The organism is Streptomyces sp. NPDC058240 (assembly GCF_042882135.1).
In the GTDB taxonomy this organism is placed as follows: domain Bacteria; phylum Actinomycetota; class Actinomycetes; order Streptomycetales; family Streptomycetaceae; genus Streptomyces.
Genome location: NZ_JBHVWT010000012.1, coordinates 1 through 12,093 on the forward strand (window position 1 = coordinate 1; position 12,093 = coordinate 12,093).

General features: G+C 70.4%; 13 protein-coding genes and 1 pseudogene. 3 read left to right on the forward strand and 11 right to left on the reverse strand.

The genetic code is table 11. The annotated features are described in order from the left end of the window. Window positions 1-129 precede the first annotated feature (129 nt). Window positions 130-714, reverse strand: a complete 585-nt coding sequence (locus tag ACFVX4_RS20520) for a TIGR03086 family metal-binding protein (RefSeq protein WP_389979153.1) — start codon at window positions 712-714, stop codon at window positions 130-132. Window positions 715-797: 83 nt separating this feature from the next. After that, a pseudogene (locus tag ACFVX4_RS20525) lies at window positions 798-977 on the reverse strand (ketopantoate reductase C-terminal domain-containing protein); the annotation flags it as partial. 31 nt (window positions 978-1,008) lie between these two features. Here ACFVX4_RS20525 and ACFVX4_RS20530 point away from each other — a divergent pair. Then, window positions 1,009-1,878, forward strand: a complete 870-nt coding sequence (locus ACFVX4_RS20530) for an aldo/keto reductase (protein ID WP_389979156.1) — start codon at window positions 1,009-1,011, stop codon at window positions 1,876-1,878. A gap of 92 nt (window positions 1,879-1,970) precedes the next feature. Then, window positions 1,971-2,756 carry an ABC transporter ATP-binding protein gene (locus ACFVX4_RS20535; protein WP_389979580.1) on the forward strand — a complete coding sequence of 262 codons (786 nt, stop codon included), beginning with the start codon at window positions 1,971-1,973 and terminating at the stop codon, window positions 2,754-2,756. A 6-nt stretch (window positions 2,757-2,762) separates the two neighbouring features. Here the strand turns inward: ACFVX4_RS20535 and ACFVX4_RS20540 are convergent, their stop codons facing one another. From ACFVX4_RS20540 to ACFVX4_RS20575, 8 genes are all read right to left on the reverse strand, one after another. Next, complete coding sequence (locus ACFVX4_RS20540; protein WP_389979159.1) at window positions 2,763-3,155, reverse strand: DUF4440 domain-containing protein; 393 nt, start codon at window positions 3,153-3,155, stop codon at window positions 2,763-2,765. Continuing rightward, a complete protein-coding gene (locus ACFVX4_RS20545) occupies window positions 3,152-3,727 on the reverse strand; it encodes a DUF1697 domain-containing protein (RefSeq protein WP_389979162.1) in 576 nt (191 codons plus the stop codon). Before ACFVX4_RS20545 ends, ACFVX4_RS20540 begins: the two co-directional genes overlap by 4 nt. 122 nt (window positions 3,728-3,849) lie before the next feature. Continuing rightward, the gene (locus ACFVX4_RS20550; RefSeq protein ID WP_266428466.1) at window positions 3,850-5,052 is read right to left on the reverse strand and encodes a S8 family peptidase; all 1,203 of its coding nucleotides are present in this window, start codon (window positions 5,050-5,052) and stop codon (window positions 3,850-3,852) included. Window positions 5,053-5,388: 336 nt separating this feature from the next. Beyond that, window positions 5,389-6,432 carry a cytochrome P450 gene (locus ACFVX4_RS20555; RefSeq protein ID WP_389979167.1) on the reverse strand — a complete coding sequence of 348 codons (1,044 nt, stop codon included), beginning with the start codon at window positions 6,430-6,432 and terminating at the stop codon, window positions 5,389-5,391. A 115-nt stretch (window positions 6,433-6,547) separates the two neighbouring features. Further along, window positions 6,548-6,628 carry a tryptorubin family RiPP precursor gene (locus ACFVX4_RS20560; RefSeq protein ID WP_350985409.1) on the reverse strand — a complete coding sequence of 27 codons (81 nt, stop codon included), beginning with the start codon at window positions 6,626-6,628 and terminating at the stop codon, window positions 6,548-6,550. Between the two features lie 594 nt (window positions 6,629-7,222). Continuing rightward, window positions 7,223-8,521 carry an ABC transporter substrate-binding protein gene (locus ACFVX4_RS20565; protein ID WP_389979170.1) on the reverse strand — a complete coding sequence of 433 codons (1,299 nt, stop codon included), beginning with the start codon at window positions 8,519-8,521 and terminating at the stop codon, window positions 7,223-7,225. Continuing rightward, window positions 8,521-9,360 carry a carbohydrate ABC transporter permease gene (locus ACFVX4_RS20570; protein WP_389979173.1) on the reverse strand — a complete coding sequence of 280 codons (840 nt, stop codon included), beginning with the start codon at window positions 9,358-9,360 and terminating at the stop codon, window positions 8,521-8,523. Before ACFVX4_RS20570 ends, ACFVX4_RS20565 begins: the two co-directional genes overlap by 1 nt. Further along, window positions 9,357-10,301, reverse strand: a complete 945-nt coding sequence (locus ACFVX4_RS20575; RefSeq protein ID WP_389979584.1) for a carbohydrate ABC transporter permease — start codon at window positions 10,299-10,301, stop codon at window positions 9,357-9,359. The genes ACFVX4_RS20570 and ACFVX4_RS20575 overlap by 4 nt, the downstream gene beginning before the upstream one ends. A gap of 131 nt (window positions 10,302-10,432) precedes the next feature. On the opposite strand from ACFVX4_RS20575, the gene ACFVX4_RS20580 reads away from it, so the two are divergent. Continuing rightward, window positions 10,433-11,299, forward strand: coding sequence for a phosphotransferase enzyme family protein (locus tag ACFVX4_RS20580; RefSeq protein ID WP_389979176.1), 867 nt, complete (start codon window positions 10,433-10,435; stop codon window positions 11,297-11,299). Between the two features lie 36 nt (window positions 11,300-11,335). Here ACFVX4_RS20580 and ACFVX4_RS20585 read toward each other — a convergent pair whose 3' ends face one another. Then, on the reverse strand, window positions 11,336-12,067 hold the full coding sequence (locus ACFVX4_RS20585; RefSeq protein ID WP_266428447.1) for a 3'-5' exonuclease: 732 nt from the start codon (window positions 12,065-12,067) through the stop codon (window positions 11,336-11,338). Window positions 12,068-12,093: the final 26 nt, after the last annotated feature.

Below are 12,093 nucleotides of genomic sequence, written 5' to 3' on the forward strand. Positions count from 1 at the left end.
CGGTCTGGTGCGTGCGATTCCAAGGCGGAGGAGGGAGGCGACGCGGAGCGTCGTCGACCGACGACAACGCGGGAAGCGTGCGTGCCAGACCGCGTCCGCTTTTCCGATCCGAGGTCACCCGACAGCCTCTCAGGCCCCGGTCCACTTCGGGTCGCGTCCGCTGTGGGCCAGCGCCTGTTCGAAGACCGTAGCCGACGCGGGCACCGTCACCTCGTCGGCGAAGCCTTCGTACTGCCGGTAGAGCGCGGCAGTGCTGTCGACGACACCGAGGACGTACGCGGCCGCCTCGTCGGAGAGCCGGAATTCCTCGCCGACGGCACTGGCCACGTCCCAGCCGTGCAGGGCCGTCTCCTCGATGAGCATCGCGGCGATGTCGGCGGCCGGGGAGGTCGATCCCCCGAGGTCGACCTCGCCGTCCCAGACCGCCGGGTCCGACCAGGCGGCGACCGCGCGGTCCAGCTGCGCCGCGTACTGCTGCGCCCAGTCGGCGTCGGCGGTGAAGTCGCGGGTGGTGAGCTCCTCGGGGAGGTCCTTGCGCAGGGCACGGTGCTCCAGGCCGTGGGAGGTGTACAGCACCCAGTGGTTGACGAGGCCGCGCACATCCCAGTCGCCGCAGGGCGTGTTCGGTGCGTCGAGCTGCTCGGTGCCGATGGAGCGGGCGATACGTGCCGCCTCGGCGGCGACTTCGGTCATGTGCGCGTGCTCGTTCTTCATACGTCCCAGTCTGCGTCCGTCCCGGCAGGCGGTATTGAAGAAACGCGACACCGGGGAACGCGACGCCGTCCGGTGCGACCGGCTCAGGACGTCGCGGCGTCCACGGCCGCGACGAGTTCGGCCACGGACATCGAGCCGGCCTCCCGGCGCTCGCGCGCGAAGGTGTTCGCGGTGCGGCGGAGTACCTCGTTGACCGGCGTGGGAATCCCGTGGAGGCGGCCGAGCAGCACGATCTCGCCGTTGAGGAAGTCCGCCTCGATCGTGCATCACGGGACGGCCCGTAGTGTTCCCGTCATGTCTTCGCTCTCCCCTCTTCCCGATGATGTGTTCCTGCTCGGCGGCGAGCTGCCCGTACGCCGCCTGGGCTACGGCACCGCCCAGCTGACCGGCCCCGGTTACTGGGGGCCGCGCGGTGAGCGGCAGGACGCCATGGCGGTGCTGCGGGCGGCCGTCGAGCAGGGCGTCACGCTCGTCGACACCGCCGACAACTACGGCCCGGGGGTGGCCGAGGAACTCGTCGCCGAGGCGCTCCACCCGTACCGCGAGGATCTGGTGATCGCGACCAAGGGCGGTGTGGTGCGCACCAGCGACAGCGCCTGGCACGTCGCGGGCCGGCCGGAGCAGCTGCGGGCGATGTGCGAGGCCAGTCTCCGACGGCTGCGGACGGACCGGATCGACCTCTATCAGCTGCACCGGCTGGATCCGGAGGTGCCGATGGCCGACCAGCTGGGCGCTCTGGACGCGCTGAGGCAGGAAGGTAAGATCCGGTACATCGGTCTGGACACCCTCACCGCCGACCAGCTGGAGCAGGCTCTCTCCCTGACCGGGATCGCCTCGGTGCAGAACCGCTTCAATCTCCTCGACCGTTCGTCGGACGCGGTACTGAAGGTGTGCGAGGCCCACGGCCTGGCTTTTCTGCCCTGGTTCCCGCTGGCCAACGGCGCTCTGACCGGCGACACCGCCGCGGCGCTCACCGGCATCGCCGACCGGCACGGTGCCACCCGCGGGCAGATCGCCCTCGCCTGGCTGCTGCACCGTTCCCCCGTGCTGTGCCCGACCCCGGGCACCGGTTCGCCCGCCCATCTGGCGGAGAACCTGGGGGCCCGGGAGATCCGGCTGTCCGCCGAGGACCTGAGCGGCCTGGAGGCGCTCGCACCCGCATGAAGGAGTACTCGCCCGTGACCACCGCCCGTACCACCTCCGCCGTACCCGCCCCGGCCGCCGCCCCCGGCCCGGCCGCCGAAACCGCCGCCCCGGTGATCCGGGCCGACGACGTCTCGCTCGTCCGGGACGGCAATGTACTGCTCGACTCGGTCTCCCTGACCGTACGGAGCGGTGAGCACTGGGCGCTGCTCGGAGCCAACGGCGCCGGGAAGAGCACGCTGCTGGGGCTGCTCGGCGCGGTCAACCACCCCACCCGGGGTTCGGTGGAGGTCCTGGGACGCACCCTCGGCCGGGTCGATCTGCGGGAGCTGCGGTCGCTGCTGGGGCATGTCAATCCGCGTCATCCGCTGCGTTCCCCGCTGTCGGTGCACGAGGTGGTGCTGACCGGCCTGACCAACTCGGTCGAGCCGGTGCCGCGCCGGTCGGTGGACGAGGAGCAGCGGGACCGGGCGGAGCGGCTGCTCAAGATGCTCGGCATGGGCGGCAAGTCGGGGTCGCGCTGGCCGGCGCTGTCGCAGGGTGAGCGGGGCCGTACGCTCATCGCCCGCGCCCTGATGCCGCAACCGCGGCTGCTACTGCTCGACGAGCCGGCCACCGGTCTCGATCTCGCCGCGCGTGAGCAGTTGCTCGACAGTCTGGACGTGCTGCGCGAGGAACATCCGGAGCTGGCGACGGTCCTGGTCACCCATCACCTGGAGGAGCTGCCCGCCTCCACCACGCACGCGCTGCTGCTGCGGGGCGGCCGGTGCGTGGCCTCGGGTCCGGCGGACGAGGTACTGACCACGGTCCGGGTCAGCGACTGCTTCGGGCATCCGGTGCGGATCTCCCGCACGGACGGCCGGTGGGCGGCGCGGGCACAGCGCGTCGCCCGTCGCTGACCGGGCTCAGAGGCTGTCGGCACCGGTGTCCGCGGCAGTGCCGAAGGGCGTGGCCTGGTGGAAGTAGAGCAGCCAGCCCGCGTCGGTCAGCCGCCACACCGAGCTGCGGTGGGCGAGGCGCCCCTTCGTCTCGGTGTCGTAGGTGAGGTGGACGAGGTCGTCGCCGAGCTGGACCCCGCTCATCCGGGACGCGGTCATCGGGCCGGGGCGCGGGGCGTCCTTCGCGGTGAGCGAGGCGATCATGGTCTCGCGGTCCCAGACCCGGCCGGCGTAGTCGATCTCGCGGTAGTCGGGGTGCAGCACCCGGGAGAGGAGTTCGGCGGAGGCGCGCACGGCGGGGTCCAGGAGGCGCAGCTCGCCCTCGACCGCCGAGGCCACGCCGGGGAACGGTTCGGTCATGCGGGGGCTCCGTCGCGCGTGGTCCCCGTGGGCGCCGTCATCTCCACCAGCTTGACCACGGTGTTCCAGTTGCGCGAGGTGGCGACGATGCCCTTGGTGACGGAGGACCGGGACAGCGCCTCGGCGAGTTTCGAACGGCCCAGCCCGTCGGGGGCGTAGAGGTAGAGCGCACGGTCGCCGAGGCCGAACGCCTCGGGGAGGAAGGCCGCCGGGTCGATCCGGGCGAAGCGGTCGGCGTCGACCGGCTGGTCGTAGTAGGTGATGTGCAGCTGCTTGCCTTCGAGTTCGGCGGCCGGGAACGGGCAGGCCGCCGCAACTGCCGCCAGGTAGGCGCCGTCCCGGACCAGACAGGGGACGGGGAAGCCGAACCGCTTCTCGATGGCCTGCTCCAGCTCGGCGGCGAGGGCGTTCTCGTCGTCCGACGCGCTGCTGAAGACGGCGTTGCCGCTCTGCAGGTGGGTGCGGACGTCGCCGTGTCCCAGTTCGGTGAGCAGCGTGCGGAGTTCGGCCATCGGGACCCTCTTGTGGCCGCTCACGTTGATCCCGCGCAACAGCGCCGCGTACATGGTCATGGGCACACCATAGGACGATCTCTTCGCACCGTGCGGCCGCCGCGCCCCGTGGGGGAGGGCGCGGCGGCCGCCGGTTCCGTCGTGACCGGGCATTCGCCGCCCGGTCACTGCTGCGGGGTCGGTTACTCGACGACCTTCAGCAGCTTGTTCGGCGTGCCCTCGGTCGCGTTGGAGATCGCGTCGGGGGTGGCCCCGTCGGTCAGCGCCGTGGCGACCTCCTCCGGGGTGGCGTCCGGGTGTCCGGCGAGGTAGACGGCGGCGGCACCGACGACGTGGGGGGTCGCCATGGACGTGCCGGAGATGGTGTTGGAGCCGTCGTCGCTGTCGTTCCAGGACGAGGTGATGTCCGAGCCCGGGGCGTAGATGTCCACGATCGAGCCGTAGTTGGAGAACGAGGACTGCTCGTCGTCCACCGTGGACGAGGCGACCGTGATGGCCTCCGGGACGCGGGCCGGGGAGCTCTCGCTCGCGTCGGCGGAGTCGTTTCCGGCGGCCACCGCGAAGGTGACTCCGGAGGCGATGGCCTTCTGGACCGCGGCGTCGAGCGCCTCGTCCGCGCCGCCGCCGAGGCTCATGTTGGCGACGGAGGGGCCCTCGTGGTTCTCGGTGACCCAGTCGATGCCGGCGACGACCTGCTCGGTGGTGCCCGAGCCGGAGTCGTCGAGCACCCGGACGGCGACAATCTTGGCCTTCTTGGCGACCCCGTAGGTCGCACCGGCGATGGTGCCCGCCACGTGGGTGCCGTGGCCGTTGCCGTCGTCGGCGCTGTCGTCGTTGTCCACGGCGTCGTAGCCCGAGCTGGCCCGGCCCTCGAACTCGTTGTGCGTAGTACGGACACCGGTGTCGATGACGTACGCGGTGACACCCTCGCCCGCGCTGTCCGGGTAGGTGTACGCGTTGTCGCCGGCCGTCTCGGTCTGGTCGATCCGGTCCAGCCCCCAGGACGGCGGGTTGGCCTGGGTCTCGTCGATGTGGAACTTCTTGTTCTGGACGACCTTGGAGACGGCCGGGTCGGCCGCCAGGCGCTTGGCCTCGGTGAGCGAAAGGCCGCTGGCGGAGAAGCCGTTGATGGCGGAGCTGTAGTTCCGCTTCAGCTTGCCGCCGTACTCCTTGGCGAGCTTCGCCTTGTCGGCCTTCTGGTCCAGCATCACGATGTAGCTGCCGGAGACGGCGTTCGCCGCGTCCGCGCCGTAGACGACACCCATCGCGGGAGCGGGTGCGGCGCCGGCGAGGGAGGTGTTGAGGAGGGTGACTCCGGCCGCTGCGGCCACCGCGGTTATCGCCGCGGTCAGCTTGATCCGGCGTGCGCGCTTGTGAATTGCCATGAAGAGGGGTCTCCTCGTCATTCTTTGTGGGGGGATTGACCCCCGGCCGGAAGATCTCCGGGGGTTGGCTCGAAACCCTCGCCGATTGACGCGCCCAGATCAAGACCTTCATACAGCTGTGACTTACTCAACAAAGTTGCGTAATAAGAAACCGGCCAGCCGCGCTCAAGTCGGGCACGGTTGCCGCGACATCCGCCGCGCACACCGGGCCCACGGCACGACCGGCACACTTCGCACATGGGAAGACGAACCCCGCCCGGCAGTAGGCGCGGACGGGGGGACGGCTTGTTTCCACCCCCGTGTTCACAGAGCCCTCACGAGGTGACCACGTTGAGGTCAGCTTCGGACGACCCGGACCTCGGAGACCCCCATCAGCCCGGCGAGGGGCACCTGCGCGGTGGTCTGCTCCGGACTCACCGTCAGGCCGTCGCCGCGCAGCATGTCGAGCAGCATCTCGGCGAGCGGCATCACCATGTGCCGGCCCCAACAGCGTTCGGAGGCATGCCCGAAGGGGAGGTATCCGGGCTGATCGTCCGGGTCGAGACTGTCCCAGCGCTCGGGGCGGAACTCGTCGGGGTCGTCCCAGAGCGCGGGGTCGCGGTGGCTCACCAGCGGCAGGATCAGTACGTCGTCGGCCGCGCCGATCCGGGAGTCGAGTGCGGGGTACTCCGGTGACGCCTTCCGCAGGACGTTCCAGGAGGGCGGCAGCAGTCGCATGGCCTCGTACAGGATGTTCCGGTTCGAGGTGTCCGCATCGAAGGGCGATCCGAGCCAGAGCGCGTTGGCGACGAGCGTCGAGACGGTGAAGCAGACCGGGGCCGCCGCCCGCCGGTAGAGGCCCATCGCGTAGCGCCGGTCGCTGTAGCTCCCGGCTTCGGCGGTCAGGCTCGCGATGGCGGAGACGGGTGCGCCGGGGCGGAGCCGGCCGGGCAGCGCGGCCCCCGCGGCGATGACCGTCCAGGTGAGCTTGGGCGTCAGCTCCAGCGCGCGGTCCATGAGGATGCGCAGCCGGTAGGGGTCGGCTCCGAGAACCAGATCGCGCAGGAACACATGGCCGACGTGCGGCCACGCGCCGGAGAGGTCGACCGCCTCGACGGGCTTCTTCAGTGCCGTCCGCACGTCCCGGCCGATGGCCTGCATGACCGTCGACGCCTCGGTGCGCGGAATGGAGCGCCCGTGAAGGGGTTTGAACGTGGGGCGTTCGTCCTCGGCGGCCGGCCTGGCGGCGAGGATCCGGTCCGTCAGGTCGGCCCCGGCGACGCCGACGGTGCCAGGGTCGAGGCGGAAGACCTCCTCGCCCCGGTGGTCTCGCAGGAGCGCCTGGAGTCTCGGCGCGAAGACGACGTCCCGGGCGCGGCTGCCGGTACCGGACATGTGCATCGGTGGTCTCCAAGAAGCGGGAAGGGCCCGCGCCCGGCGGGCCGATGAGGCCTGGCCGGACACGGGCCCGAATCGACTGACCGTGTCCCTCGAAGTGACGGACCGTTCTGTCGGTTTAGTACCAGTGGTACCAGGCGTACGCCTTCAGGCTCTTCTCCGGCGTCATCTTGTCCTTGAGCAAGAAAAGGAACTTCATAACAGCACCTCCATCTTTTACTCTGAATTTGCATTCATGCGGGCATGACTCTGACCGTTCACGACGACAATCCCCCGCCTCTGACCGGGAATTTCTCGCCGCTCACCGCCGACAGGAGTGAAGCTCAGCGCGAAAGGTATTGTCAATGACTTCTTTTTTCGCCGCGCCCGAATCGCGGCGAATCGGGCAGGGGTGGAACCAAGTCCGGGCGATTGCCGTCCGGGCAGGCTGAAACAGGCCGCGCGTTCAGTTTTCGGCAGCGTCCGACAGGCGAGACGCGCCGGAGGGACCACCGCGGCAGCAGGCACGATGCGGCACCCATACCCGCACAGGCGCACGGGCACAAGGATCTGAAGAGTCGAATTCAAGCCACTGAATGTCTGAATCGCCGACGTTCGGGAATATTTCGGACCGGTCTCCGCGATTCCCTCACTCTCACCGGAGAGCTCGGGCGGCGAGCCCAAAGAAACGTACCGGTCGGTAATTCCGGGTCCGGCCGCAAGAAAAACTGAGTGGCCCATGAAACCGGCCCGACCGGAACGGCGGCGGAATGACCGAAAGGACCATCCGCCGCCGCGTCGGCCGCAGGTGGGCTCAGCGCTGATAGCGGGCCAGGACCCGGTTCCCGTCGTCGACCAGACGCTTCCTCAGCTCGTCCGCCCCGACAACACCGCTGTAGTACTCCTGGAGGGCGGGCGTGGCGACCTTGTCCTTCCACTCCGGGTAGCCGCGCACCGACTGGGCGGGTGCCGGCCGGAGCGCCTTCGCGACGGCGACACCGGTCGCCCAGCCGTTCTCGGCGGTGTGCAGGGACGGGTCGGCGAGGGCCTCGGTGCCGGTCGGGAGCATCCAGTCGCCCTTGGCCAGGCGCACCATGTTCGGCGGCCGGAGCAGGAAGTCGATGAACTGCGCGGCCTCCTTCTTGTGCGGGCTGGCCTCCGAGACGGACAGGGTCTGCGGACTCACCCCCTGGGCGAGGCCCGCACTGCCCGCGGGAGCCGGCAGGACCGTCCATTCGAAGCCCTCGGGGGCCTGTCCGACGACCTGCTGGCGGTACGAGAAGCCCAGCGGCACCATCGCGTACTTGCCGCCGAAGAATCCGGGCAGGGTGTCGGAGCCGCCCATGCCGAGTGCGGTGCGCGAAGCACTGTGGTCGATGTTGACCTGGTCGTGAATGGTGCCGGGGACGATCCGGTCGCCCTCGTCCGCGCGGACGGTCACCTTGCCGTCGGCGCCTCGGTGGAAGAGCTCGCCGCCGCCGGAGAGGCCGAGGTTGAGGGTGACGGAGACCGGTTCCTTGAGCGGCCAGGCGACGCCGTATCGCCCCTTGCCCGTCAGCTCCTTGGTGACCTGCCGGAACTCGGCCCAGTTCCAGGGCTTGCCGGGGGTCGGGATGCGGACCCCGGACTCGGCGAGGATCTTGGTGTTGGCGATCAGGACGCGGGGCTCCTGGAGGAACGGCACTCCGTAGACGCCGTCGCCGAAGGTGGTGGTGGACCAGCTCTGCCGCGGGATGTCGGCGGTCAGCCGGCCGGGGAGCAGCCCGCGCAGGTCCGCGAGGTAGCCGCCGTACGCGAAGTCGGCCAGGTCGTCGGAGGCGTCGTGGATGATGTCCGGCGCCTCGCCGCCCTCGAAGGAGGTGAGCAGCTGGTCGTGGACGGTGTCCCAACTGCCCTGTACGTAGCTGACATGGATGTCCGGATGGGCTTCGTTCCACTCCTTCACCAGTTGCTTGTTGGCGTCGACGGACTCCTTCTGCCAGGCCAGCGACTGGAAGCTGAGCTCGATCCTCCCGTTGTCGCCCCTGCCGTCGTCCGTCCCCGCGCAGCCGGTGAGCAGCAGGGCCAGCGCGGTGGCCGCCGCGGCGGCCGTCGTCCGCAGGGATGCCCGCATCAGCTCTTCACCGCCCCGGCCAGCATGCCGCCCGTGATCCGCCGCTGGATGATCGCGAAGATGACCAGCGAGGGCAGAGTGGCGAGGAACGCGGCGGCGGCGAGCGGCCCGAGATCGGCCGCACCCTCCGCACCGATGAAGTGGGTCAGTACGACCGGCAAGGTCTGCTTCTCCGGAGTCTTGAGCAGGACGAGCGCGAAGAAGAGCTCGTTCCACGCGGTGATGAAGGCGAAGAGCGCGGTGGCGACGATGCCGGGGGTCAGCAGCGGGGCTGTGACCGAGACGAGTGTCCGCAGCCGGCCCGCACCGTCGACCGAGGCCGCCTCCTCCAGTTCGGCGGGCACGGCCCGTACGTATCCGACCAGCATCCAGAGCGCGAAGGGCAACGCCCAGACGGCGTAGACCATGATCAGCCCCCACCGGGTGTTGATCAGATGGAGGTTCTTCAGGATCAGGAAGAGCGGGATGATCAGCAGGACGAGCGGGAACGCCTGGCTGATCACGACCCATCCGGTGGCTGCCTTCGAGAGCCTGGAGCGGCGGCGGGCCATCACGTACGCCATGGGCGTGGCGACGACGACCGCGATGAGGGCGGCGCAGACCGCGGCGATCAGCGAATTGGCGGCGGCCTGGAGCAGCGGCTGTTCGTCGAACGCCTTGCGGAAGTTGTCGAGCGTCGGATGGTCGGGGATCCAGGTGGGGTGCAGGGAGCCGAGTTCGCGCGCCGGTTTGAAGGCGGTGGAGATCAGCCACAGGAACGGGAACGCCAGGAAGACGAGATAGCCGAGCAGCGCGGCGTACTGTCCGGCGCGTGCGGTTCTGCTGGTGCGCATGCTCATCGGTCCTCGCCTCCCCTGAGCCGGCCGGCGAGATGGACCGCGAGGATCACGGAGATCACCGCGACCATCACGCAGCCCATCGCCGCGGCGTATCCGAACTGTCCGTAGTGGAAGGCCTCTTCGTACGCGAAGAGCATCGGCAGCCGGGTGCGGCCGCCGGGTCCGCCGTTGGTCAGTACGTAGACCAGGGCGAAGGAGTTGAAGTTCCAGATGAAGTTGAGCGCGGTGATGGCGAGCGCGACCGGTCTGAGCACCGGCCAGGTGACGGTCCGGAAGCGGCGCCAGGCACCGGCTCCGTCCAGGGCGGCCGCCTCGTGGAGTTCTAGCGGGGTGTTCTGCAGCCCTGCGAGCAGGGCGACGGTGGTCTGGGGCATGCCCGCCCAGACGCCCACGACGATCACGGCGGGCAGCGCGGTGGCGAGTCCGGTGAGCCAGTCCCGGCCGTCGCCGAGGCCGAGATCGCGGATGGTCTCGTTGAGGACGCCCGCGTCCGGGTCGTAGACGAGCCGCCACATGATGCCCACGACCACCTCGGGCATCGCCCACGGAATGATCGCCAGCGCCCGCGCCAGCCAGCGCATCCGCAGATTCTGGTTGAGCAGCAGGGCGAGGCCGAGGGCCAGTACGAACTGCGGGACGGTGACGCCGAACGCCCACACCAGACCGATCCGGAACGAGTCCCAGAAGAGGGTGTCGTGGAGCAGGTCCTGGAAGTTGAGTCCGCCCACCCACTGGGTGGAGCGGGTGCGTCCGGACTGGGCATCGGTGAAGGCCAGCGCGATGCCGTAGAGCAGGGGGCCGACACTGAGAATCAGGATCGGGATCAGCGCGGGCAGCACCAGGAACCAGGTTCCGGCATTCCGGTCGACCGGCCGGGACCGTTTGTCCTGCGGCCCGCCGGGCGGGTCATGCTTTCCGGAACGTACGGTTGCACTCGCCAATGTCACGAATTAGCCCCCTTGCGTCATTCGATCGGCTTCATACCGTTCTGGCCGCTCAGGTGGCCTCCGTCATCGTGCTGACGCGCCGTCGGTTCGTCAAGGCAACCTGCACTGATGCGAAAATCGGAGCCATGAACGAGATGCGTGCGCGTGAGGTGCTGACCGCTGCCGGACTGTCCGGCGGTGCGGAGCTGCTCGCGATGGGTGAGAACGCGGTGTTCGCCGTCGGCGACCTGGTGGTCAAGGTCGGCCGGGACGCCGTGCAGCACCCGGAACTGCGGGACCGGGCCGAACGCGAGGTGGCCGTCGCCCGGTGGCTGGCCGCCTCGGACGTCCCCGCCGTACGGGCCGCCGAGCCCGTGGCGCGCCTGGTCGAGGGCCACCCCGTGACCCTCTGGCACCGGCTGCCCGACGCCGTACGCCCCGCCGAGCCGCGGGATCTGGCACAGCTGCTCACCCTGGTGCACGCGCTGCCCGCCCCGGACGGCTTCGGCCTGCCGCGCCGTGAACTGCTGGGCGGGGTCGAACGCTGGCTGCGGCTCGCGGGCGACGCGATCGACCCGGCCGACGCCGACTATCTGCGGGAGCGCCGCGACGGCTTCGCGGCGGCCGCCGCCGCACTGGTCCCGCACCTGCCCCCGGGGCCCATCCACGGCGACGCGCTGCCCCGCAATGTCCACGTCGGTCCGGAGGGGCCGGTGCTGGTCGATCTGGAGACCTTCTCCGCGGATCTGCGCGAGCACGATCTGGTGGTGCTCGCACTGTCCCGGGACCGGTACGGCCTGGCGCCCGAGGCGTACGACGCCTTCACCGCCACATACGGCTGGGACGTCCGCGAGTGGGAGGGCTGCGCGGTGCTTCGCGGGGCCCGGGAGACGGCCAGCTGTGCCTGGGTGTCCCAGCACGCGCCGGCCAACCCGAAGGCCCTCGCGGAATTCCGCCGCCGGGTGGCCTCGCTGCGAGACGGCGACACAGCGGTGCGGTGGTATCCGTTCTGAGGGCTGCCCCCGGACCTCGGCGGTGGGTCCGGGCCGTCAGCCCGCGGCGACCCCGGCCGCCTCCCGCAGCGGCCAGTGGCCGTCGATCACCGCGTCCGCGGTGCCCTTGCGGCGCAGGAACTGCTGGAAGTCCGCCGCCCATTGCGCGTACCACTCCACCTGGCGCTCATGCAGCTCGGCGGCGGTCAGCCCGGCCACCGAGCCGTGCCGCTCGGCTATGGCGTACGCCACCCGGACGGCGGCCAGCGCGTCCGCCCCCGCGTCATGGGCTCCGCCGTGCACCACGCCGTACTCGACGCAGACCGCTTCCAGGTTGCGCTTGCCCTTGCGGTAGCGGTCGACGGCCCGGTCGATGGTGTACGGGTCGATGACCGGCCCGATCCCCGCCCCGTCGAGCCGGTCGCTCAGCGACGGCAGCCCGTGCCGCTGCAACTCGGCCGTGAGCAGCGTCAGATCGAAGGCCGCGTTGTACGCGACGACCGGCACGCCGCGGCGCCAGTACTCCGTGAGCGTCCCGGCGATCTCGTCGGCCACCTCGCGCACCGGCCGGCCCTCCGCCGCCGCCCGCTCGCTGCTGATGCCGTGGATCGCCGAGGCCTGCTCGGGAATCCGGATGCCCGGATCCGCCAGCCAGCTGTGCTGCCGCACCGGCTCCCCGTCCCTGCCGCCGACGCCGACGATCGCGGCTGTCACGATCCGGGCCTCCAGCGGTTCCGTGCCCGTCGTCTCCAGGTCGAAGCCGACCAGCGCCTCCCGGTGCCAGCTCATCCCGTACCTCCTTCGTGGTGCTCTCC